Below are 22422 nucleotides of genomic sequence, written 5' to 3'. Positions count from 1 at the left end.
TACGGATTCAGCGCCACGGCTACAAAGGGGTAACTTCACAACCGGTAACTGGAGAAGCTTGCAGCCTGGACTTCTCTCTCTGGACAGTTCGTGTAGGAAATCATGTCTTTGATCATTGCCATATTCTGTTGCTAGTTAATATTACTCAATAGTATTCGATAAAGTCAAGGGGGGAGGTGCACAGAAATCGGATGATCGTTTCTCCGCGGTCTTCATTTGCTTATTGGTAAAGGAAATGAGGATGGACTTGGCGAATTTATATTTCAACATGCTTAAGGGGGATTGTAATGCAGATTATTGCCATGCTGACGATGCTAATCGACCATATTGGCTATATCTTTTTCCCGGAGAATCTTGCTTGGAGATATGTAGGGAGAATAGCTTTTCCGATTTATTGTTATGGGCTTGTGCAGGGACATATCCATACTTCATCCAGACCTAAATATTTATTTCGGTTGCTCTTGATTGCGATTATTGCCCAGATTCCCTATAATCTAGCGCTAAATTCTGGTGGCTGGAACGTGGTGTTTACGTTATTGCTGTCAGCAATCGTACTGGTAATTTTGGACAAGCTGCCTTCACTATGGCTTGGTATACCTGTGGTAATTGCGGCTATAGTGTTAATGGATTATTACCCTATAGATTATAATGCGTACGGTTTGCTCTTAGTATTGATTTTTCGTTATACGAAATCGTACTGGCTTGTTGGAGCCCATCTGGCACTGAATCTTTTCTATATGTTTTATAATTATTGGGTTGTACAGATGCTCAGTATTTTACCTACCTTGCTGATTGCTTTTACGCCTTTAATTTGGGATCGCTTGGAGCGGCACCGGGTTCCGCGCTGGATGTGGTGGTCATTTTATCCTGCACATTTACTGATGTTGGCGATAGTTAAGGCTGTAATTTACAAGGATTGGGCTCAGATCGAATGGCGAAGTTTGTTGAATATCTAAACATTTTACAATAAAAGGAACTTTGATTTACAAAACTTACCTTAGCTGAGATAATGGATTGATTTCACAAAATAAGATGAAGGAGACATGCTATGAGTAGAGTTAAAGCGAAATTGAAGTGGTTTTTGCCTTTTGTCGCACTGATGCTAGTTCTTGCCGGCTGTCAGTCGGTAGGGGGGTTCGATGTTAATAAGGCGTTGATTGGGGATGTTGATGTTAAATCATCAGAATCCAGTATGACTTTTTCCATGAATGCTGAGCCCATAGAGGGAATTAGCGCGGAAGATAAGGAAATGGTTGATCTTATTAATTCTTTTTCCTTGAATATTAGTAAAGCTAAGTTACAAGATAATGGGAGTTTATCGGCCCAAGGAACTGTTGGTTATAAACAATTGAATATTCCATTCACCTTGTTTATGGACAAACAAACACTTGCTTTTACAGTTGAAGGAGCAAAACAACCGTTCTACTTCCCTGTACAAGGATACGATGAAATCTTAGGTGAAGTAGGCTTGGATACGGCAAAAGCTGAAGATGTCAGTAAGCTGTTGACGAAATTCGTTGTTAAGAATCTTCCGAATCCTGGCGTAATCAACATTACACCGGTTAGTGATGCTGTGTATGGTGAGCAGTTGAACATGACGAAGCTGCATGCAGAAGTGACTGGTGATGAGCTTCCTGCATTGTTAAAAGGCTTCCTGAAGTCTGTTTCCAAAGACACAGAAGGTTTTACTGAATTGGTGGGTGGTCTTTACGACTATCTGTACCCTGTGATCAAAGCTATGGATGAAGACGGTTCTGGCGATATTTTCAATCTGGGATTCGGAGATATTCCACTGGATGATAAAGAAGCTGTCGTAACTGTATTGCATGATGCTGCCAAATTGGCTGTTGATGCATTGCTGCTAGTATATGACAATCAAGTGGACAGTCTTTACAAATCAACTCCTGAGATGAAGACCGTGTTGAGTAAGGATACGAAGTTATCTGTTGATATTTTCGTTGATAGTGCTCTGCATGTGCGTAAACAGAATGTTGATCTGAAAGTGGCGCTTCCGGGTACCGAGGATTTCCCATTGAAGAGCCTCTCGCTTAAAGCTTCCAGTCAGATTTGGAACATTGGCGGTGCTGTAACTGCTGATCCAATCAGTACTGAAGATGCACTTGATATTTCTTCCGGACTTACACCTGGAGAGACTTTGAGAAATTTTGCCCCCGATTCTGATGTATATCGTATATTGAAGGATGATCTGGGCATTACGAAGAGAACCATTGTTATCGAACCTGATGACGAATATTATTACCCGATTGTAGACAAGAACACTACTTATATCCCCCTGCGTTATTTGGCAGAAGATTTAGATGCTATTGTAGAATGGGATACGGCCAATCGTGCAATTAACGTTACTGATGGTGTGTACGGAGATAAACTGGTATTCAAAATCGGTTCTTCCGAAGCCTTGATTAACGGCACGGCTGTAAAGCTTGCCCAACCTGTATTTGTTGACGAGTATGGCGATGCATATGTATCCTTGCGTATGCTTGCTGAAGCGCTTCATGCTACTGTGTCGGTAGATGAAGATGGTTGGATTACTATTGTACGGAAATAGTTGTATCTTAACGATTAATTAACACAATAAACCCAGCTTCCATCTGACGCATAAATGCGGGTGGAGGCTGGGTTTTTCATATGAATACATAATCCAGTTATTGCTTCGTTAATACCACCTCTAAAGCTATATTACTAAGCTCTTTATCCTCTGTCATACTTTGGATGTATCCACCTAAGAAACCTTCTTGTAGGCCTTCCCAAAGCTTGTAGCCTGGCATCGCTTTAATATCTTCTGAGGAGCTGCCGGCTGTCCCCGCGAAATATCTTACATTTAGCTTGGCCATTACCTCTGCCATCGATGCCTTTTCAGACTGCGTAAAGGAACTCTCCTTTAAACCATCCATAGCTTTGTTATAAGAGTTTGTAGCAAAAGTATCCTCAGCATAGGTCTTGAAGTTTAAAAGATTCTGATCTGTATTGCCATTAGCTTTAGCCCATCCCTCTACATTTAAGGGCGTTGCTTCATAATTGACGGTTCTGCTCAGGGGATCGAAGGTCATCGCTCCGTATTGATGTGGATAGACAGCCATTGCACTTGTTGCGATATCATAAATTGGCGTTTCTTCCGAAGAAGTTACCGGGTCTACCCGGATGTCCTGCATATGGATATGGCCTGACAAGACTAAATTAAGTTCATTTTCACGAAGTACCTTTATTGTTTCCTGACTGTTGTTAAGCTTAAAGCCTGAAACAGACATAGAGGTGTGGCTTAGTAGATTGTGGTGCATAACCGTGAGAACAGAAGCATGCTCCTTGGCAGCCAGTTTAACAGAATTATCTATCCATGATAGGGTAGAGGCGGTCAGGCGTCCGTCCGTTTGGGGGAAACCGTATTTCTGATTGTTATGATATTGGCTGCTGTCAATCATAAGGAGCCATAAATTTGGCGCTGCCTTAACGATGTAACTTAGTGATTCTTTATCACGTGATACAGCTTCTTTGTAACCGAAATCCTCATACATCTTGGTAAAATCTTTGTCTGTAATGGAATCCGTAACAAGCTGCTTATCCCCGCTGAAGGATCTGGCCCAAGGATTAAATAAATCGTGGTTGCCTGGAATGACATAAACAGAGGTTCCTTGTGCTTCGATTCGCTTTAATTTTTGGGTTAGCTCCTGATGGCTGCTGCGTTCTCCGTTATTTGTTAAATCTCCACTCAGGATGAGAAAATCAGGCTTCTGCTGCTCAGCGTCATAAACCAAGGTTTCAAGGATTTCATCACTGTAAGGCAGCATTTTTCCATCACCGCCAGTTACATATTTTTGAAAAGCTGTACCGCCATCCTGTAGCTTCTTATCTAAGAAGTGAGTGTCCGTTGCCACCCAGAAAGTGAGGGGGTGAAGATCATTCGGATCTTGTGCTGTTGAGGTTAAATTAGACGAATTTGTGTCTTTACAGCTAGTTAGAGCCAAGCTCATTGAAAGGAGCAGCAATAATGAGATTAAGGCTGATTTTCTATGCCGAACAAGGGCTTTGTCGCTTGGGAATTTCATGATTATAACCTTCCTTCTATACATTTGCTGCACTATTGTAGCGCATTTTAGCTCGTGGTGTATATCGGAAAAGGAAGAGGGCAGTTTCTAGCACGCCTGAAGTGATTAATGATTAATAGATCAAGTGCATAATTAAGCCCATAAATGCGACAATAAGAGTTGGCAACGAATATATCCGACAAAATAAGTTGTGAATAACTGTTGTGTTTTCAGAAAAAAGGTGCTAAGATATACAAAAGTAAGTTACTAAAATTAATGGAGGTAGTTATTTTATGTCTAACAATTTCTTTGAAGCAGTAAAAGGAAGACGTTCCATATATGCCCTTAGTAAAGAATCTACGATTTCGGATGCACAAATTGTAGAAATCGTTGAACAAGCGGTGCTACATAGCCCAACTTCTTTCAACTCCCAAAGCTCAAGAGCCGTTGTTCTTCTTGGAGAACAACACGATAAGCTATGGGATATCACTACAGAAACATTGCGTAAAATCGTTCCTGCCGAACAATTTGAAGGAACAGCGCAAAAATTAGCGTCTTTCAAAGCAGGTTACGGTTCCGTACTATTCTTTGAAGATCAAACGGTAGTGAAGAGCCTGCAAGAGAACTTCGCTCTATATGCTGAGAACTTCCCAATTTGGGCTAACCAATCCTCTGGTATTCTGCAATTTGTAGTATGGACAGCACTTTCTGAAGCAGGTGTAGGTGCATCCTTGCAGCACTATAATCCACTGATTGATGATGAAGTAAAAGAAGCATGGGGCATCCCGCAAGAATGGAAATTGATTGCTCAATTGCCATTTGGTAAAACAGTTACTCCTGCTGGTGAGAAACAATTCCAACCGATTGAAGATCGTGTTAAAGTCTTTAAATAAGTGAAATAAGCGTTTGAAACCTCCTTAACCAGGCTAAGTATGTATATAGACTGGTTAAGGAGGTTTTTGGTATGCCATGGAACAAAGAGGATTATCCAGAATCATTGAAGAACTTCACAGCACCTGTTCGCAATAAGGCAATCGATATTGCGAATGCGCTCCTCGAAGATGGTTATGAGGAGGGGCGGGCGATTTCAATTGCCACAGCGCAGGCGAAAGAGTGGGGGGAGAACCACGATAAACAAATCCGTAAAAAAGGTCATTAAGGCTTAATCAAAGGCCTGAACATAGAAATAAAAAAAAGCAGGACAGCGTTTATTAACGCTTGTCCTGCTTTTTGACGGGCACAATTATTTAGTGGATTCATTTCCTGCTGCTGCGCTTGCAGTTGGCTCAGCTGTTGCAGCTGCATCTTCTTTAGCGTCAGTAAGTGTGTTCGTGATTTTTGCTTTTTCAGTTGTTTCTGACATCCAAGTGGAGGACAGAGTGGAAACCTTTTGCGAAACTAGTGTTTTACGAATTTCATCTTTCTTTTCTTCCAGTGTATAGTCTTTAGCATCTTTATGGTCGGTTACTTTAATGATGTGATAACCATAATCGGATTTGACAGCATCACTGGTTTCACCAACTTTTAGCTTAAAGGCTACATCAGAGAATTCAGCTACCATATCGCCACGTTTGAAGAAGTCTAGATCTCCGCCATTATCCTTGGAACCCGTATCAGAGGATTTTTCCTTGGCAAGAGTAGCGAAATCTGCGCCTTCTTTCAGTTGTTTCAGAATTGCATCTGCTTCTTCTTTAGTCTCAACGAGAATGTGGGAAGCGCGAACTTGTTCTTCTTCACTGAAAGTAGCTTTATTTGTGTCATAGTATTCTTTGATTTCATCATCCGTTACAGTGACTTGTGGCTCAAGGATTTTACGCAGCTTTACTTGCAGCGGCATTTGCTTTTTCAAGTCGTCTACAGTCATTGAGCTTTGGGACAAAGCAGCATTAAAGGCAGCTTCTCCGCCGAATTGTGCTTTAAGATCTTCAAGTTCAGTGTTGATGTCTTCATCTGTAACAGTTACGTTAGCTTTTTTAGCCTCTTGATCAACAAGCTCAGTTGTAATCATAGATTGCAGCGTGCTTTCTCCGCCTGCTTCGATCAATTTATCATAAAGTTGTTCTTTTGTGATTTTTGTTCCGTTTACTGTTGCAACAGCTTTTTTGCTGTCGTCTTTTTGGACGACCAGAACAATGATTAGTGCTGCAGCTAATACGATAGAGGCAATCATCCAAGCTTTATTGCTTCTAGGAGCAGTCGGAGGTGTAGGTGGCGTAGCGTTGTTCGCACCGACTTTGTTCATTACTGGAATACTGTCTGCTTTTGTTGTATTCACAGGTTCCTCAGCAGCAACTTGCGCTACTTCAACCTCTTCATTGATAATCTCGGAAGTGTTCAATTCTTCTTCCGTGGTACCGTTGTTTTCTAAGTTCTCATTTCCATTCAGATCTTTTTTGTCCATTATTAGTAATGACTCCCTTCAATATAGGTGTTGCTTGTCTATTTACAACTTTAACAGAAATCCTAATCCTAAACCTTAAGAAAGTATAAAAAAAGGCAGGATCTTTTTAAGTTTCTATTAATAAAAAGCAAAAAGCCGGAAATGGCATCAGTAACATGCCCTTCCGGCTAATGGGAATAAGATGTCTACTTCAGTCCTTTCAGAAGATGACGAATGCTTTCTTGTTTTCGTCTTGGGACACGTACGTTTTTAGCATACAGGCCCATTTCACCGAAATAAATGCAGTCATCTGCGATAGAGCTGATCTTGTTCAGGTTGACATAACAGCCACCGTACACATGATAATAACTTGAATTGGACAACAATCGATTTAATTGCTCGGCAGTCATTCTCTTTTTTATGTTATAGTTTCTGCCGTGAAAAATGACCAAATCATGGTCCCCGACCTTAAAGAACAGAATGTCTGTTTCCACCTCGAAGTCCTCGTACACATTTCTGGCTTCCAGCAGGATGCTACTCATTCATGTTCCCCCTTTATACGGAATAAAAGACTAATGTTAGCGCTTTCATTATATCACAACAGTTAATCGTTGGAAAGACCCATTTTTGAATTGTTTCGTACATTTCTAACTTTATCGTTTGTAATTAACGTTTAAAAATTGTAGATTATATAGATGATCACATCTAATGAGTGTGAAGTAGCAATACTTTTGAGGAGGAATATAGAGATGAATGAGCAGAATAAGTTATTGCTGTTTACAGGTTCTTATGCAAGTGCCGCGGAAAGCGGAGTGCAGGTGTTTGAATTCGATGGAGCTGCAGGTGGTACGCTAAAGCTGCTGGATTCGGTGCAGGGCTTAACTAATCCTACCTTTGTTAATGTAGATACCGCTGAAAAACGTCTATATGCTATAGGAGAAAAACCGAATGGTGAGGGTGGAAAAGAAGGCGAGGTTGTTACCTTTGCCATTGATCCAAAAGACGGGAAATTGAGTGAACTGAAACGCATTCCCTCCATGCCTGCTTCTGGCAACCGTCAAACAACCACCTGCCATATCAATAGAGATTTGAATGATGAATACGTTGTTGTATGTAGTTATCATGGTGGAAGCGTTGGTTTGATCAAATTAAATGAAGAGAAAGCTGCGGATCAATTAGTTGATGTGGCCGTACATTCAGGTCATGGCCAGCATCCTGAACGGCAGGACCGCCCTCATCCCCATTCCGCTATTTTCAGTCCGGACGGGCAGTATGTGTTTGTATCTGATCTTGGGCTTGATTTAATTCGTGCCTATAAAATCAATAGAGAAACCAACAAGCTAGAAGTGCATGGTGATACGGCGCTGCATCCAGGAGCGGGACCACGCCACTTCACTTTTCATCCAGACGGAAAGTCTGCTTATGTAATTAACGAGGTGGATTCCACCATTACATCGTTTACATATGACAGTACCGCAGGCACTCTGCACACTGTAGATACAGTGCCGACGCTGCCTGATGATTTTAACGAAGAGAATACTTGCGCTGAAATCGCCATTTCCAAGGATGGAAAATATCTGTACGCTTCAAACCGTGGGGCTGATAATATCGCTGTGTATGCTGTGGATAATGCATCTGCTAAGCTTACACATCTGGAATATGTATCTACTCGTGGGGGACATCCACGTCACTTCGCATTGACACCAGATGGAGCTTATCTTATCGTGGCAAATCGTGATGCGAATAACCTGGTTGTATTTTCAATAGAAGCGGCAAGTGGCCGACTCGAATTTACTGGAAATACAGCTGAAGTATCCAAGCCGGTATGTGTGAAGCCCGTAAATGTTCCTGTATAAAGTTACTCCATTTGAAGAGTGAATCAGTGATCTTGGGAAATGCTAAAGGGAACACCGGATATAAAGTCCGGTGTTCCCTTTTTTTGAAAATAAAAGCCTGTGATTATCTGGTTGATGAGGTGAATGAGGGAGTAGACTATTTGAGCGAAACGGGCTTAAGAGGTACAATAGTGGATACTGCAGATTTGAATAGTACATTTTGCCTGCCATCACCTTGACCTTGTAAAGTGATTGTGAAAGCATCGTACGAGGTTACGAGCCCTTGCATTTTCACACCATTCGTCGTAAAAATCGTCACAGGCACCTTTGTGGAAATGAACTGGTTCAACAATCGTTCTTGCAATTTTAAACTCTCCACTTTGGCAGCACTCCATCTTCTGTGAATTTTTTTCTCTCAATAATTATAACATGGGTTAGTCCCTCACTGGAAATGAGGTCAACAGTCACCTGAATAGACATGGAGGTATTTATGCTTTATTATCAGAACTGGTCTAGAGCTTTTCGCTTTTTTTTAGGGTTTGCTGCTTGTTTCGCCGTTATAGCTGTCCTTGTAAGTATGAATAAGGTATCAACCTTTGATAACTATATTATTGATGGGGTGCAATCAGCGGAATCACCGGCGTTGACCTCATTCGCCAAAGGTTTATCTCTGATTGGTTCCTCTAAGATCGCTATAGGCATATCTATCGTTACCATGGCACTGCTCTATTTTTTGCTGAAACACCGATTTGAATTAATCTTGTTCCTGTGGGTTGGATTAGGCTCACAGCTCTTGAATACAATAATGAAGTTATGTTTTCACAGAGAACGTCCGAATTTACATCGCATTGTTGAAGAGATTGGTTATAGTTTTCCGAGCGGGCACTCAATGGCAGCATTCTCTTTGTACGGCGTTATTGCCTTTTTAATGTGGCGTCATCTGCGGCGGAGGCATGAACGGGTCTTATTAATAATGTTCGCCGTATTCATGACCGTGGGGATTGGCTGGAGTCGAATCTATCTGGGTGTTCATTACCCGAGTGACGTAATTGGGGGATATATGGCTAGTGGTGCTTGGCTGATGTTGTCCATTTGTTTATTTCAAATCTACAAGAGCTCGCGTAAGAATTAGGACAGATACAAAAACGGATATCTTTCATAACGCATGAAGATATCCGTCTTTATGTGTAAGAGGATTGTTTAAGGAGTCGTCACATGTTGTTCAGATGTTTTGCGATCCTGGAATTGTCCCATTTTGCTTATTCTTTGCTTCAGCATCGCAGGAAGTCCTGCTTTAAGCTTTTGGGCTTCGTCTTTTGTCAGACGTCCTTCGGTGATGGCTTGATCCAGCCGTTGGTTTGCCGATTCGCAGAGCTTCTGAATATATTGATCTTCCGTCCAGCCTTTTTTCTCAAGAGCAAGCTGCGGGAGCGTTTTGCCTGCTTTCAGGCTATTGATTAGCTCTGTACGATCCATTTCCAGCAGTTTAGCCGTTTCAAAAATAATGAAATGTCCACCAGCCCTAACCTTTCCGTCTTTTCCTGGATGGTGACCGTGACCTTTCTCTGAAGGATGGGCACCAGGTGCGGTGGCTGTAAGGGTTACTTTCTCAGCAGAAGCACTTCCGATTGGCGCAAGAGCTGGAGACAGGCTGAGAAAAATAACGGTCGTGAAAGTCATTAATCTTTTGATATTGTTATTCATTCACTCACCTCGTATGTTATGTGATAGGCACTACTCGAATTAGTATTCCCTGAAAGCTGAAAGAAACATGAGTGAGAGCTTAAATGTTCTTAAAATTCATCAACTCCAGGCTGGGGTAATTAGAAGTACGAGGGTTCGCTGATGTTCATATTGTAGCGTGGGCTAATTTTTAGGAGGGATAGGTTTGGCTTTAGGAGCTCGCATATTTAAAACAGGTTTGGCCGTTACGCTAGCCCTGTATTTAGCTGTAATGCTTCAATTTCCTTCTGCCGTGGGTGCAGGGATTGCGGCGATTTTCGCTATGCAGCCCTCTATTTATCGCTCTTGGCGTTATTTTCTTGACCAGCTCACGACTAGTACAATGGGGGCCGTCCTGGCTTTACTTGGAGGGATGCTGTTATCCAACAGCCCAATAGCAGTCGGTTTGGTCTGTATTCTAGTCATTATGATCAGTATGAAAATCAACCGGGCGGATACGATAAGTCTTACGTTAGTTACTGTAATAACAGTGATGGAGGCTTCGGGTGAATGGCAATTCGCACTTAATCGTTTTTTATTAACTTTGACAGGTATTGTTTCTGCATTTCTAATCAATATTATTGTCGTTCCTCCAAAACCTCGTAAGCAATACATTAAGCAAATTGAGAATGTTTTTTCAAGCCTCTCTTTATTGCTGAGAACAGCGGTTTCTCATGAGATGAAGGAAAGTGTATTTCGTGATGAAAAAAATGCTTTGCATTCATCCATAAAATCGTTGGCTGATAAGTATGCATTGTTTGAGGAGGAGCAGAAGCAGTTAAAACGGGCCAAGTATAGCCAGACAAGACAAATGGTTGTGTATAAGAACCTGTTAGCTTCTTTGCAAAAAGGTTACGATGTTCTCGAGGCCGTAGATCGGCATTATTTCCAGGCGGATCGGACCGAACATACAGATGCTCTATTTGATAATCATTTGGAACATTTAATCAAATATCATCAGCATATCTTACTTAAGTTTGAAGACAAATTAAAGCCCAATGCCAATGAATCCGAACCCTTGGGAGAAGACAATGATGAATTCCTGAATACCGCGATTTTGGGGTATAATGCAGAGAAAATAGGTCAGCTGCGTTTATATGTTGTGGCTGCTGCGATTTATGATTACGGATATCAATTGGAGCGCTTAGATAAAGTGGCCGATCAGATGAATCGTATAGCGGAGGATAAAGAATCTGTGCATGAAGCCTAAACATAACCTTGTGAAGAGCAACATATAAGCTTTGTAACAGCAAAAAATCCGGTTCCACAGGGACCGGATCATCTATTTAAGAGAATACTTGAAATCTCAAACTGAAATTGCTAAAATGGTAAGATATCGAATAAGTATGCATTTAAAAACATAAATATGCAAATTTATCATATCATGATTCAAATGGAATGTCAACCTTCCAAAAGGGGATGAAATGTAGTGGATAACAATGAAAGTCAGTGGAAAGAGGAACAGGAACGGGTTGACGGAGTAACCAAGCTTTTGTCCGCCCATATTCGCAATTTATCAGAGGAGCTTGGACTTCATCGCAGTGATGTAGTGGATATGCGGAAAGACTTCTGGGAAGAGGTAACCGTAAACTTCAGTAGCCCGGATGATTTGGGAGAAACCTCAACAAGTCTTCGCCAACAGTCCCAAATCCTAAATGAACGGGAACGTCATCATTTGCAATCAAGCAAGGCGCTGAAAAAATATAAAAAGCTGGTTGTCTCTCCTTACTTTGGCCGCATTGATTTCACAGAGGAACCAACGGGCGGGCTGGAAAAGATTTATCTAGGGATTGGATCTTTGATGGAGGATGATGGCACCTTTTTGATCTATGACTGGCGTGCGCCGATCTCCAGTCTGTATTATGACGGGGCACCAGGTCCTGCAGCTTATGAAACACCTGGAGGATTAGTCTCCGGAACAATGAATCTTAAACGCCAGTTTGTTATTGCTGACGGTGTAATTGAAGTTATGTTTGACACTGGGGTTACGATCGGGGATGAGCTGCTGCAGCAGGTGCTAAGTCATAGCGCTGACGATCGAATGAAAAGTATTGTTGCTACAATTCAAAAAGAGCAAAATGCGATAATCCGCAACGACAAAAGCCGGATGCTAGTTGTGCAAGGAGCAGCGGGAAGCGGAAAAACCTCTGCTGCATTGCAGCGGGTAGCTTATCTTCTATATAAATACCGTGAAGTATTATCAGCAGATCAAATGCTGCTGTTCTCACCGAATCCGCTGTTTAACAGCTATGTATCTACAGTGCTCCCGGAGCTAGGCGAAGAAAATATGCAGCAAACAACGTTTCAAATGTATTTAGAACATCGTCTTGGACATGAATTCCTGCTGGAAGATGTCTTTAGTCAGACCGAAAGTTTACTTAATGCTCCTGAGGGTCCTGAGGTTGCTATACGCAGAGAAGGCATTGCCTATAAATCGTCTGTCCCTTTCCTTGATGTGATTCGGCGGTATGCTACGTTGTTGGAACAGGAGGGCATGCTTTTTAAGCCTTTAATGTTTCAAGGGAAAGCAGTGGTCAGTAAAGAAGAAATGGAACGCCAGTTCTATGCGTACGATCCTGCCATAAAGCTTGCAAATCGTGTGGATTTGATGATCCGCTGGCTGCTTAAGAAAATTGCAGATTTTACTCATGAGGAAAGAAATGCGAAGTGGGTCGAAGATCAGATCGAGCTGCTGGATTCCAGCGATTATCACCGTGCATATCAGATGTTGCGTCGGAAGAAGAAAGCTTCGCAGGATAGCTTTGACGATTTTGATACGGAAAAAGAAGTGTTATCTCGTTATGTAGTCAGCCAGCGGCTCAAACCCCTGCGGGGTTGGACTAAACGGGGTCGTTTTGTGGACGTTAAGGGCTTGTACAGCACGTTATTTACAGATCGCGAGCTTATGGTGCGCCTCAATGGAGATTATCCTTTACCAGAGGTGTGGGATGATATCTGTGAGCAGACATTGGAATCCATTGGAGTGAACGAGCTTGCTTATGAGGATGCTACGCCATTCCTTTATCTGAAGGAGTTAAGCCAAGGCTTCCGAACCAACACACTGATCCGTCATGTGATTGTAGATGAGGTACAAGACTATTCTCCATTCCAATTAGAGTTCATGCGGCGTTTATTTCCAAGAGCAAAAATGACCGTATTAGGGGACCTGAACCAGGCCATTTATGCGCAAGGTGAGGTACTGGGGGATTTGTCTAGTCTCGTAAGTATATATGGTGAAGAGAACACAGAAGTGATCTCGTTAACCCAAAGCTACCGTTCAACGTATGAGATCGTGGAGTTTACGCGGTCAATGATCCCTGGAGGAGAACGAATCGTACCTTTTAATCGGCGGGGAGAAGAACCCCAGATAAGTGTGGTATCCAGCGAGAAGGAGCTTCTGAATGCTGTGGAACAGGATATCCGCAAGCTGCATTCTGAGGGATATCATTATGTGGCGGTCATCTGCAAAACAGCGGAGGAAAGCGCAAGGGTTCATGCTGAACTGAATCGTAGCCTGCCGGTGAGACTTGTTACAAAGGAAACACCGAATTTTCAGAAGGGGACACTGGTTCTGCCTGCTTATTTAGCCAAAGGCGTGGAGTTTGATGCGGTCGTCATCTATGATGGCTCGGCTGAACAATATGGCAGAGAAAGTGAACGCAAATTGTTTTATACGGCGTGCACTCGGGCTATGCACTTGCTGCACATTTTTAGTCTGGGTGAACCTAGCCATTTTATACCGTCCGCTAATGTGGCATCTTTAAGCGCCGGGTCGCTGTAAGCATAGATTTCTTCATTTTAAGATCGTCCTTTCCGCAGCAGCGGAGGGACGGTCTTTTTGTTTTCATGAATAAAGAAGGGCGAACAAACCACAATAAAGAATGTTGTACACAATGACAAAGGTGGTCAGTTCATGAAGGAAAGAAAATGGGATCTGCTTGCCTTAGCATCAATCCCACTAATAATGACCCTCGGTAACTCCATGCTGCTGCCTATTCTGCCGCAGATCTCCAAAGAACTCGGCATTAGCGCTTTTCAAGTCAGTATGCTGATTACCGTGTATGGATTGATGGCAATTGTAATGATCCCTATTGCAGGTTATCTGTCAGACCGTTTTGGGCGAAAGAAGGTTATTCTTCCGAGTTTAATCATTGCCGCAATTGGCGGTGCTGTCTGCGTGGTGGCTGCTTGGTTTATGAAGGGGGTTAGCGCTTATTGGGTGATCTTAGCGGGGCGTCTGTTGCAAGGAATTGGTGCAGCGGGTGCTTTTCCAATTGTAATCCCCTTTGTAGGCGATTTGTTCAAGGAAGAAGAAGATGTGAGCAAAAGTCTGGGAATCATTGAGACCTCCAATACGTTTGGTAAAGTACTCAGTCCAATTCTTGGTGCCTATCTTGGGATATGGCTCTGGTTTGCTCCTTTTATTGCAATTCCCATTCTATGTCTAATTTCATTTTTGTTAGTCTTATTTCTGGTCCGAAAACCCGAAGCAAAGGATGAACCTGAGAAACAGGAACTTCGGGCGTTTTTATCTGGAATTGTGAGCGTTTTACGTAAAAAGGGACGTTGGTTGTACGCTATTTTTGCCATAGGCGGCATCTGTATGTTTGTGACCTTTGGTGTCCAATTCTATTTATCAGAAATGCTGGAAACTAAATATAAAATGCACGGGGCGACGAAGGGGTTTGTGCTGGCGATACCGCTTGCCCTCTTATGTCTGTCCTCCTATGGAACAGGAAAGATCATTGGTCAGAATAAAACGCTAATGAAATGGCTGGGTTTTGGGGGCATGGTGTTACTGACTGCGGCGATGATTTGTGCGGGGTTCAACAAAGGTATTTATTTTTTAGTAGGGTTTATGGGGTTAGGTTGTGTTGGAATCGGAATTGTACTTCCCTGTATGGATGCTTTAATCACGGAGGGGATTGAGAAGGAGAACAGCGGCACAATAACCGCTCTTTATAGTAGTATGAGATTTATAGGGGTAGCGTTGGGGCCGCCGGTGGTATCGTTGCTGCTAAGCAGCGGGCATTGGGTCTTGTTCGCGTTGATGGCTACAGTAGGGGCAATTGGTGGATTACTGACCTTGTTTGCAGTAACTCCGAGTAAGGGGGAAAAGGGGGAGCCAGGCGTTAAAGACAAAGAGAAGATAATTCCTCCGATCTGGCCGAAACGTGTTCGCCAAACCTCCTCAATGTCTCTGGATGGAAAAAAGGGCTATCCCTAAGCTGCGTAGCCGCAGCTTGTGGGATAGCCCTCTAGATAAAAGAATAAAAGATATTCTTAGGCTTGTGGAACAGATTCCCAATCCTTCAAGAAACGTTCAATACCGTTATCTGTCAGCGGGTGCTTCCAGAGGGTTGGCAGAAGTGAACCTGGGATTGTAGCGATGTGTGCACCAGCAATAGCTGCTTGTTCAACATGAGCAATGTTGCGGATACTTGCTGCAATGATCTCGGATTTCAAGTTGTAGTTAGTCAGGATAGTCTTCAGATCCTTGATCAGCTTCATTCCGTCAACACCGATATCATCCAGACGACCTACGAAAGGAGAGATATAAGTTGCGCCTGCTTTAGCAGCCATCAAACCTTGAGCCGCGGAAAATACTAGTGTAACGTTAGTTTTGATGCCTTTTTTAGTAAGCTCATAACAAGCTTCCAAGCCATCTTCAGTCATAGGGAGTTTAATTACAACGTTTGGAGCCCATTCAGCAATTTCGTATGCTTCTTTAAGCATTTCTTCTGCTGTAAGTCCGATTACTTCTGCGCTTACAGGTCCTGGAACGATTGCAACGATTTCTTTGATAACATCCTTGAACAATCTTCCTTCTTTAGCGATCAGCGAAGGGTTAGTCGTTACGCCATCCACTAGTCCTAGGCGAGTAATACGTTTGATTTCTTCAATGTTTCCGGTATCCAAGAAAAACTTCATTTTAAATTTCCTCCCTTGATTTCCATATGGATTGACAAGCAACATTCATATTTACATTATGAGACATGCAAATCAAAGTTTCAACTGTTATTTTGAATATTTCAAAATAACTTTATAGAATCAGTATTACCTGTATGCGCTGAATTTCAGATAATATAAGATTGGCTTAGGCCTCCCTCCATGATAATATATAACCGGAATTGTTATTTTGGAGTGGGAGGTGGGGATGGGATGATGTATGCGATATTGGTTATTTTACTTGTGCTTGTGCTGGCAGCAGCGGGATTCCTTACCTACCAAAACAGCAAGTTGGTGTCTAATCAGAAGAAACTCGGTACTTCATCAAGTGATCCTTCCCTTATGTATTCTATCTTTGACCAATCTAGTGCAGCTGGTGTTGAAGAACCTGAGGCCATTCCGTTATTTCAATACACTGTATTTGCGCGGTCGAATGGAGCGGTTGTTGTGAACAAGCCTGTAGCTTTGATTATTTTGTGCAGAGTTGCAGCGGGAAAAGGGGATTACTTACTGGCTGATGTCGAGCGTAATATGCTTGACAAGATTAGTAGGCCAATGCCTTTGGATGCGTATTCTGAGCATAAAGCCTACTTACACAGGACGGCTAATCACACAGAAAAAGAGATGATTCTCAATCTAGAGGATGCAGTGAATTTACAATATACATAGAGTAGGGTGAAAGATATTGATTTTTTGCTCTGCGCAAAGCATAATACAAATTTGGATATAAAAAAAGAATCAAACAGCCGGAAGCAATCGCGTTTTATGTTAAACACAGCTACCGGCACATTGATTGGTAAAATAATGGATGGCAGTCAGCCTTAGGCATGATATCTCCCTACGGGTGCATTAAGCACCCATTCCAGCATCATGACCATATCTTCAACTCTAGTGAGCTGAGCTTGCAGGTTATCTTGCTGTGGGCTGTTCTCTGTTAATGAAGCTAATCTTGATTCCAGAGATCTGCGCTGCAGTGTCAATTCGTTGATTTTAGATTGAATTTGGTTTTCGGTTCTCATCCGGAATCCTCCTGAACAATAGGTGATTTCAACATCATCATAGATCATTATAACGGATAACATGGGGGTAATAAAATGAGTATCAATGTTAAACAATTAGCCGCGGAAAAAGCAGTGGAATTTGTAAAAGATGGCATGAAGATCGGCCTTGGCACTGGATCTACAGCCTATTGGGCGATCAACAAGCTTGGTGAGCGCGTCAGTGAAGGTCTAAAGATTACCGCTGTAGCAACCTCCCGTGCTTCCGAAGAACAGGCGCGTGAACTTGGGATTCCAATCGTAGCTTTTGGAGATATTGATAGTCTGGACCTGACCATTGACGGAGCGGACGAGCTGGATAGTAGTCTACAGCTTATTAAAGGCGGCGGTGGCGCGCTGCTTCGGGAGAAGATTGTTGCGAGTAACAGTACTCGTATGATCGTTATTGCTGATGAGAGTAAAGTGGTAAACACACTTGGCAAATTCCCGCTGCCTGTGGAAATTGTTCCTTTTGCATGGGAATGGACTGTGGCTGAACTTGCCAAGCTGGGTTGCAATCCTGAATTGCGTCGTAGCGGAGAAGAGCTGTACAAGACAGATAACGGCAATTACATCGCAGACTGCCGGTTCGAAGTCATTGAGTCCGCACCGAAGCTGGCACTGACCATCCAAAGTATTCCGGGAGTTGTGGAACACGGCTTATTTATTGGAATTGCAGCAATGGCTATTGTGGGTAAAAAAGATGGAAGTATTGAAATTATAGAAGCTAAGCCGGGCAATTGATCATTCGTAGATCTGGAGAATCTAGCAGTTTACGGAAGCTGAGAGCATTGACACGGATAGGGCTGACTCTGTATAGTGCTACTGTTATCTATTGGATGTTCATCGGTTTTGGGCGTGAGATCCATACAGGTGGCCCGCTTCAGTACAATTTGATTCCATTACGTACGGTGTCACTTTATTTCGACATGAATAACGGGATATCGCTGATCAGCCGGTTTGTGAATCTGCTTGGAAATGTTGTTGTGTTTATTCCATTTGGAATACTAATTCCACTTGCAAAGACACGGCCAATTTCTTGGAAAAGAATCTCTTTATATGCTGTTCCTTGCATCCTGCTTTTGGAGTTTCTGCAAATGCTGCTGCATGTCGGAAGCTTTGATATTGATGATCTATTGTTAAACATGTTAGGGATATGGACAGGTTACTGTATGTTTCGAATCGGGTACAGAAGCAACAGAGAAGGAGGAATGTGAACAATGTTGGTAGATCTTAAATCCCTTATTGGTTCGCCTGAGGTGAACGAGCTGTTGACGTATGCGGTCATTGATGACCCCAACGCGTTGGAGCAGACATCGTCTGAGTACAGCGAACAAGCCGGGCTGCAGTTATATGGCTGGGAAGAAGAAGAACTCCTGCTTGGTCTTGTAGGATTCGAAGAAACCGAAGACGGTTCTTTGGACATTCGGCATATTGCCGTCTTGCCAGAGAATAGAGGGAAAGGTTATGCGCGGGGGATGATTCTGGAGCTGCTCGCTACTCGTCAGCCGCGTTATCTGGTAGCTGAGACTGAGGATGAAATCGCCGCAGATTTTTATCGCAGTCTAGGGTTCATGGTGTACAGCTTAGGAGAGAATGAAGCCGGAATTGAAATGTTAAGATGTGTATACGAAGTTGAAGAGACCGAGGATGAGGACTAAAAAGTCTTTGAAGGTCATAAAATGGCAGGTCGAGAGGAATCTCGGCCTGTTTTTTTTGCGTTTTGCCTTTAAATGCCCGAAAAAAAGCCAATTGACTTTTATAAAAGCAGGTATTATAGTTTGACAATGAAACTGTTCGATAGTTGAACTATATTTTGGAGGTAGGAAGCTTTGGATAACGAAGTGCAACATTGGATCAATCGCTACATGGATGCTTATTTGATTGTGACAAGACAAGTAGCAGCAAGAATTAAAGATAGTATTGCTGCGGAGACAACGAATGATCAGTATCAAATTCTTCGGTTGATTAATGCTCAGGAACAATGTACGTCTACATATCTTGCTGAATCTTTTTGCGTGGGTAAAAGCTCCATTACTGCAATCATCAACAGATTGGTGCAAGCGGGTATAATCGAGCGAACTCGTGACGAGAATGATCGCCGCCAGGTGTATTTGTCGATGTCTGAGCACGGAAAAAAAGTTTTTGAAGCAGCGGAGACGCAGGTACATGAAGTGATTTCCCCGTATTTGTTTCATTTTGAAGAGAAGGATATTGAAATGTTCGTCATGATGTTCGAGAAGCTGGCGAATTTAATTCAGAATGATGATGGAGGGAAGAATCCATGAAGACGATTCTAAAAGCAAGATGGGCGGTTATCGCAATCTGGCTCGCTGTGGCCGTAGTTTTGGTCATGACGGCCCCTTCGTTCTCTGATCTTGTACGTGAGAAGGGGCAGGTTACTGTACCTGATGGCTATTCCTCATCTAGAGCGGCAGAAATCTTAAAGGAAGCGGCGAATGATAAGGGCGGAGAGACACTGCATCAGGTAGCTCTTGTATTCAATAATCCAGAGGGAATCGGAGCCAATGAAACAGCTAGTATCCAGCAGGGCGTTGAGAAGTTGGCTGCGAATAAGGAGACGCTGCAGATCGATTCCATCACCGATCCTTTTTCACAAAGTGAGCTTAAGGATACGTTGATTGCCAAGGATGGCAAGACGATAATGGTGGCGTTGTCTATCAAAGGCGGAGGAGAGTCTGTCACCGCACTTCCTGATAAAGTGGATGAATTACTCACAGATGTTAAGGCGGATCATTATTTAACCAGTGAGGGTTTGATTACTGAGGATATGATTGCTAGCTCGGAAGCCGGGCTTAAGAAATCGGAATATATTACGGTAGTCTTTATTTTACTTATCCTGTTCGTGGTATTCCGTTCGTTCGTGGCACCGTTTGTTCCGCTACTGACGGTAGGACTCAGCTATATTGTTTCTCAGTCCGTTGTGGCTTTTTTAGTGGACCGTTATGATTTTCCATTATCTACATTTACTCAAATCTTTATGGTTGCGGTCATGTTCGGGATTGGTACGGATTATTGTATCCTGTTAATCAGTCGTTTTAAAGAAGAAATGATGACAGCAGAAGATACCAAAAGTGCTATTATTGCAACCTACCGTAAGGCTGGGGGAACGGTGTTCTATTCCGGACTTGCGGTATTCGTAGGTTTTATAGCGATTGGATTATCCAAATTCATTCTGTATCGCTCGGCGGTAGCCGTTGCCGTGGGGATTGCGGTTATGCTGCTGGCGCTTGTAACCATTGTTCCATTCTTCATGGCGGTACTTGGCAAAAAGCTCTTCTGGCCTTCACGCGGCAAGCTGGAGCACAGTGAGAGCCGTATTTGGGGAGCAGCAGGTTCTTTTTCCTTAAAAAGACCATGGGCCGCGCTGCTAATTGTTGCAGTAATCGTAGCTCCGTTCCTTGTTACCTATAGCGGAAAGCTGTCCTTCAACAGCTTGGAGGAAATTGGCTCAGAATATGCCTCGGTAAAAGGATTTAACATCATTTCGGATAGCTTCGGGCCGGGTGAATCCATGCCTGGCAAGATCGTAATCAAAAATGATGATCGGATGGATACTTCAGAATATCTTGGACTTGCAGAAAAAATCAGCCGCGAGCTGGAAAAAGTGGACAGCGTAAAATCGGTGCGCAGCATGTCTCGTCCAACCGGAGAGCTGATCAGTGATTTCTTAATCCCGAATCAGGTGGGGACTTTATCTGACGGTCTGGATCAGACCAGTGAGGGACTGACCAAGATTCAAACGGGATTGTCTGAAGCTAGTAAACAGCTGAGTGAAAATGCACCTAAGCTTACAGAGGCTGCTCAAGGCAGCGCTAAGCTGACGGAAGGCACAGCAGAACTGAAAGATGGAATCGTCGCGTTAGGCGATGGGCTGGCACGTATTGAGAGCGGAATAAAAAGCGGCTCAGCTGGTGCAGGAGAGATCAAAGCAGGACTTCAACAGGCAGCTGCTAGTGCCAAGCAGCTTGCGGATGCCAATACGAAGCTACTGGAGGGATATAAAAAAATCGGCAGCGGTTTAACTGCGCTGGATCAAGGGCTTGGGCAGCTTCCGCAGCAGCTGCAAGGTGTGGCAGAAGCGTTGAAGGGACTTGATGGTTCTTTTAATGGTCTTGAGAGCAGTTATCCGGAAATTCTGCAGGATGTTAATTATCTGACCATTAAAGGCACCGTAACGCAGAGTGGTACTGGGGCTGCTCAGCTGGCAGCGGTTCTTGGGCAGATCTCAGAGCAGCTTAAAGGAGCAGCAGCAGGCTTAAATGAGGCGAATGCTGGCTATGCCAAAGCTTCGGCTGGGCAAACTGCACTCGCACAAGGTTTAGCTAAGCTTGTTGCGGGCATCGGTCAGCTGCAATCTGGGCTGGAGCAGGCCGCAGCAGGTCAAGGACAGATCGTAGATAAAATTCCATCCATTACTAGTGGCCTAGATCAATTGCAAGGTGGACAGCAGCAGCTTGCGGATGGGTTTGGTCAATTAACAGGGCAGATAGGAGCCTTAACTACTGGATTAAGCGACAGTGCAAACGGATTGGAACAAATTACCAGTGGGCTGGGCTCTGCACAAGATTATTTGAATCAGATTCAAGCGGCTAAGGATGATGAGCTGAGTGGATTCTTTGTACCGGCTGAGGCTCTTGAAGCTGAAGGCATAGAGCAGGTATTTAATACCTACTTGTCTGACGACCGTAAGGTAATGACGCTGGATGTAGTATTCACTGAGAATCCATATAGTTCAGAAGCTATTGACAGTGTTGATGATATTCAAGCAGCAGTAGATCGTGCAGTGAAAGGTACGAAGCTGGAAAATGCAGAGTCTGCAATCAGCGGGGTTACAAGCAGCCAGAACGATTTGCGTAATATTTCCAACGAAGACTACACACGTACAGTAATCTTGATGCTGGGTGGGATCTTCATTATCTTGGTGTTGCTGCTTCGTTCAATCGTAATGCCGATTTACCTTATTATTTCTCTTTTGATTACTTATTTTTCAGCATTGGGTGTTACAGAGGCTATATTTGTTCACCTTCTGCACTTTGAAGGGATTACCTGGACAACGCCATTCTTCAGCTTTGTTATGCTGATTGCACTTGGAGTAGATTATAGTATTTTCTTAATGGCCCGCTTTAACGAATATAAAACTTGGGATGTGCGGGAAGCGATCCTGCATGCTATGCGAAATATGGGAACAGTCATTCTTTCGGCGGTAGTTATTTTGGGCGGTACCTTCGCTTCGATGTACCCTTCAGGCGTATTGTCGATGATGCAGATTGCAACAGTGGTGCTTGTAGGATTGGCCTTGTATGCACTAATCTTCTTGCCGTTTTTTGTTCCTGTTATGGTACGGATCTTCGGCCGTGGGAACTGGTGGCCATTTGCGGTCAAACAAAGTGGAGAACCCACTAAACAAGATGTAAACATGTAATCACTCTACACAG

General features: G+C 43.2%; 23 protein-coding genes. 16 read left to right on the top strand and 7 right to left on the bottom strand.

The features are described 5' to 3' along the window. Positions 1–287 precede the first annotated feature (287 nt). Both MHH63_RS15525 and MHH63_RS15520 read left to right on the top strand, forming a co-directional pair. Entirely contained in the window at positions 288–956 is a 669-nt protein-coding gene (locus MHH63_RS15525) for a TraX family protein (RefSeq protein WP_076125898.1), read from the top strand. A gap of 92 nt (positions 957–1048) precedes the next feature. After that, the gene (locus tag MHH63_RS15520; RefSeq protein ID WP_340395511.1) at positions 1049–2566 is read left to right on the top strand and encodes a copper amine oxidase N-terminal domain-containing protein; all 1518 of its coding nucleotides are present in this window, start codon (positions 1049–1051) and stop codon (positions 2564–2566) included. Positions 2567–2663: 97 nt separating this feature from the next. Here the strand turns inward: MHH63_RS15520 and MHH63_RS15515 are convergent, their stop codons facing one another. Next, positions 2664–4061 carry a metallophosphoesterase gene (locus tag MHH63_RS15515; RefSeq protein ID WP_340395512.1) on the bottom strand — a complete coding sequence of 466 codons (1398 nt, stop codon included), beginning with the start codon at positions 4059–4061 and terminating at the stop codon, positions 2664–2666. Positions 4062–4333: 272 nt separating this feature from the next. Between MHH63_RS15515 and MHH63_RS15510 the strand changes: the two genes are divergently transcribed. Both MHH63_RS15510 and MHH63_RS15505 read left to right on the top strand, forming a co-directional pair. Beyond that, positions 4334–4933, top strand: a complete 600-nt coding sequence (locus tag MHH63_RS15510) for a nitroreductase family protein (RefSeq protein ID WP_076125903.1) — start codon at positions 4334–4336, stop codon at positions 4931–4933. A 71-nt stretch (positions 4934–5004) separates the two neighbouring features. Further along, the gene (locus MHH63_RS15505) at positions 5005–5199 is read left to right on the top strand and encodes a hypothetical protein (protein WP_036686240.1); all 195 of its coding nucleotides are present in this window, start codon (positions 5005–5007) and stop codon (positions 5197–5199) included. An 84-nt stretch (positions 5200–5283) separates the two neighbouring features. Here the strand turns inward: MHH63_RS15505 and MHH63_RS15500 are convergent, their stop codons facing one another. Further along, positions 5284–6441, bottom strand: a complete 1158-nt coding sequence (locus MHH63_RS15500; RefSeq protein ID WP_076125905.1) for a peptidylprolyl isomerase — start codon at positions 6439–6441, stop codon at positions 5284–5286. 185 nt (positions 6442–6626) lie between these two features. Next, positions 6627–6962 (bottom strand): LytTR family transcriptional regulator DNA-binding domain-containing protein, encoded by a 336-nt coding sequence (locus MHH63_RS15495; RefSeq protein WP_036686243.1) that lies wholly within the window; start codon positions 6960–6962, stop codon positions 6627–6629. A 207-nt stretch (positions 6963–7169) separates the two neighbouring features. On the opposite strand from MHH63_RS15495, the gene MHH63_RS15490 reads away from it, so the two are divergent. Beyond that, the gene (locus MHH63_RS15490; RefSeq protein WP_076306341.1) at positions 7170–8276 is read left to right on the top strand and encodes a lactonase family protein; all 1107 of its coding nucleotides are present in this window, start codon (positions 7170–7172) and stop codon (positions 8274–8276) included. Between the two features lie 136 nt (positions 8277–8412). On the opposite strand, the gene hfq is transcribed toward MHH63_RS15490, so the two are convergent. Beyond that, positions 8413–8634 (bottom strand): RNA chaperone Hfq, encoded by a 222-nt coding sequence (gene hfq / locus MHH63_RS15485; protein ID WP_036686247.1) that lies wholly within the window; start codon positions 8632–8634, stop codon positions 8413–8415. A 99-nt stretch (positions 8635–8733) separates the two neighbouring features. Here hfq and MHH63_RS15480 point away from each other — a divergent pair, with 99 nt between their 5' ends. After that, entirely contained in the window at positions 8734–9387 is a 654-nt protein-coding gene (locus MHH63_RS15480) for a phosphatase PAP2 family protein (protein ID WP_341171761.1), read from the top strand. Positions 9388–9455: 68 nt separating this feature from the next. On the opposite strand, the gene MHH63_RS15475 is transcribed toward MHH63_RS15480, so the two are convergent. Next, on the bottom strand, positions 9456–9959 hold the full coding sequence (locus MHH63_RS15475; RefSeq protein WP_076189895.1) for a hypothetical protein: 504 nt from the start codon (positions 9957–9959) through the stop codon (positions 9456–9458). A 184-nt stretch (positions 9960–10143) separates the two neighbouring features. Between MHH63_RS15475 and MHH63_RS15470 the strand changes: the two genes are divergently transcribed. The 3 genes from MHH63_RS15470 to MHH63_RS15460 all read left to right on the top strand — a co-directional run bounded on the left by MHH63_RS15470 (position 10144) and on the right by MHH63_RS15460 (position 15204). Next, complete coding sequence (locus tag MHH63_RS15470; RefSeq protein ID WP_076125912.1) at positions 10144–11187, top strand: FUSC family protein; 1044 nt, start codon at positions 10144–10146, stop codon at positions 11185–11187. Between the two features lie 219 nt (positions 11188–11406). Then, the gene (gene helD, locus MHH63_RS15465) at positions 11407–13758 is read left to right on the top strand and encodes an RNA polymerase recycling motor HelD (protein WP_076279786.1); all 2352 of its coding nucleotides are present in this window, start codon (positions 11407–11409) and stop codon (positions 13756–13758) included. A 132-nt stretch (positions 13759–13890) separates the two neighbouring features. Next, positions 13891–15204 (top strand): MFS transporter, encoded by a 1314-nt coding sequence (locus tag MHH63_RS15460; protein WP_081387369.1) that lies wholly within the window; start codon positions 13891–13893, stop codon positions 15202–15204. Positions 15205–15260: 56 nt separating this feature from the next. Here MHH63_RS15460 and fsa read toward each other — a convergent pair whose 3' ends face one another. Further along, positions 15261–15908, bottom strand: a complete 648-nt coding sequence (gene fsa / locus MHH63_RS15455) for a fructose-6-phosphate aldolase (RefSeq protein WP_036686257.1) — start codon at positions 15906–15908, stop codon at positions 15261–15263. A 231-nt stretch (positions 15909–16139) separates the two neighbouring features. On the opposite strand from fsa, the gene MHH63_RS15450 reads away from it, so the two are divergent. Then, the gene (locus MHH63_RS15450) at positions 16140–16595 is read left to right on the top strand and encodes a hypothetical protein (protein ID WP_339248384.1); all 456 of its coding nucleotides are present in this window, start codon (positions 16140–16142) and stop codon (positions 16593–16595) included. A 6-nt stretch (positions 16596–16601) separates the two neighbouring features. Beyond that, complete coding sequence (locus tag MHH63_RS15445) at positions 16602–16751, top strand: hypothetical protein (RefSeq protein ID WP_341171760.1); 150 nt, start codon at positions 16602–16604, stop codon at positions 16749–16751. Here the strand turns inward: MHH63_RS15445 and MHH63_RS15440 are convergent. Then, positions 16748–16945, bottom strand: a complete 198-nt coding sequence (locus tag MHH63_RS15440; protein WP_076183447.1) for a hypothetical protein — start codon at positions 16943–16945, stop codon at positions 16748–16750. The genes MHH63_RS15445 and MHH63_RS15440 overlap by 4 nt on opposite strands. A gap of 81 nt (positions 16946–17026) precedes the next feature. Here MHH63_RS15440 and rpiA point away from each other — a divergent pair, with 81 nt between their 5' ends. The 5 genes from rpiA (at position 17027) to MHH63_RS15415 (ending at position 22409) form a co-directional block, all read left to right on the top strand. Further along, positions 17027–17707 carry a ribose-5-phosphate isomerase RpiA gene (gene rpiA / locus MHH63_RS15435; RefSeq protein WP_139330165.1) on the top strand — a complete coding sequence of 227 codons (681 nt, stop codon included), beginning with the start codon at positions 17027–17029 and terminating at the stop codon, positions 17705–17707. Continuing rightward, entirely contained in the window at positions 17704–18180 is a 477-nt protein-coding gene (locus MHH63_RS15430; RefSeq protein WP_341171759.1) for a VanZ family protein, read from the top strand. The genes rpiA and MHH63_RS15430 overlap by 4 nt, the downstream gene beginning before the upstream one ends. Before the next feature lie 3 nt (positions 18181–18183). Next, entirely contained in the window at positions 18184–18624 is a 441-nt protein-coding gene (locus MHH63_RS15425; protein WP_076125920.1) for a GNAT family N-acetyltransferase, read from the top strand. A 171-nt stretch (positions 18625–18795) separates the two neighbouring features. Further along, entirely contained in the window at positions 18796–19251 is a 456-nt protein-coding gene (locus MHH63_RS15420) for a MarR family winged helix-turn-helix transcriptional regulator (protein WP_038570382.1), read from the top strand. After that, positions 19248–22409 carry an MMPL family transporter gene (locus MHH63_RS15415; RefSeq protein WP_341171758.1) on the top strand — a complete coding sequence of 1054 codons (3162 nt, stop codon included), beginning with the start codon at positions 19248–19250 and terminating at the stop codon, positions 22407–22409. The genes MHH63_RS15420 and MHH63_RS15415 overlap by 4 nt, the downstream gene beginning before the upstream one ends. The last annotated feature ends 13 nt before the right edge of the window (positions 22410–22422 follow it).

Origin of the sequence: Paenibacillus sp. FSL H3-0310, from assembly GCF_038002785.1 — a bacterium.
GTDB classification, from domain to species: domain Bacteria; phylum Bacillota; class Bacilli; order Paenibacillales; family Paenibacillaceae; genus Paenibacillus_AQ; species Paenibacillus_AQ odorifer.
This window is presented reverse-complemented; position numbering and strand designations above follow the sequence as displayed.

Bases quoted from the DNA above. Each gene is read 5' to 3' on its own strand.
- MHH63_RS15525 (WP_076125898.1), top strand. From the start codon at position 288: ATGCAGATTATTGCCATGCTGACGATGCTAATCGACCATATTGGCTAT.
- MHH63_RS15460 (WP_081387369.1), top strand. From the start codon at position 13,891: ATGAAGGAAAGAAAATGGGATCTGCTTGCCTTAGCATCAATCCCACTA.
- MHH63_RS15415 (WP_341171758.1), top strand. From the start codon at position 19,248: ATGAAGACGATTCTAAAAGCAAGATGGGCGGTTATCGCAATCTGGCTC.
- MHH63_RS15505 (WP_036686240.1), top strand. From the start codon at position 5,005: ATGCCATGGAACAAAGAGGATTATCCAGAATCATTGAAGAACTTCACA.
- MHH63_RS15510 (WP_076125903.1), top strand. From the start codon at position 4,334: ATGTCTAACAATTTCTTTGAAGCAGTAAAAGGAAGACGTTCCATATAT.
- MHH63_RS15425 (WP_076125920.1), top strand. From the start codon at position 18,184: ATGTTGGTAGATCTTAAATCCCTTATTGGTTCGCCTGAGGTGAACGAG.
- MHH63_RS15500 (WP_076125905.1), bottom strand. From the start codon at position 6,441: ATGGACAAAAAAGATCTGAATGGAAATGAGAACTTAGAAAACAACGGT.
- MHH63_RS15450 (WP_339248384.1), top strand. From the start codon at position 16,140: ATGATGTATGCGATATTGGTTATTTTACTTGTGCTTGTGCTGGCAGCA.
- fsa (WP_036686257.1), bottom strand. From the start codon at position 15,908: ATGAAGTTTTTCTTGGATACCGGAAACATTGAAGAAATCAAACGTATT.
- MHH63_RS15515 (WP_340395512.1), bottom strand. From the start codon at position 4,061: ATGAAATTCCCAAGCGACAAAGCCCTTGTTCGGCATAGAAAATCAGCC.
- MHH63_RS15490 (WP_076306341.1), top strand. From the start codon at position 7,170: ATGAATGAGCAGAATAAGTTATTGCTGTTTACAGGTTCTTATGCAAGT.
- MHH63_RS15440 (WP_076183447.1), bottom strand. From the start codon at position 16,945: ATGAGAACCGAAAACCAAATTCAATCTAAAATCAACGAATTGACACTG.
- MHH63_RS15520 (WP_340395511.1), top strand. From the start codon at position 1,049: ATGAGTAGAGTTAAAGCGAAATTGAAGTGGTTTTTGCCTTTTGTCGCA.
- MHH63_RS15480 (WP_341171761.1), top strand. From the start codon at position 8,734: ATGGAGGTATTTATGCTTTATTATCAGAACTGGTCTAGAGCTTTTCGC.
- MHH63_RS15495 (WP_036686243.1), bottom strand. From the start codon at position 6,962: ATGAGTAGCATCCTGCTGGAAGCCAGAAATGTGTACGAGGACTTCGAG.
- MHH63_RS15475 (WP_076189895.1), bottom strand. From the start codon at position 9,959: ATGAATAACAATATCAAAAGATTAATGACTTTCACGACCGTTATTTTT.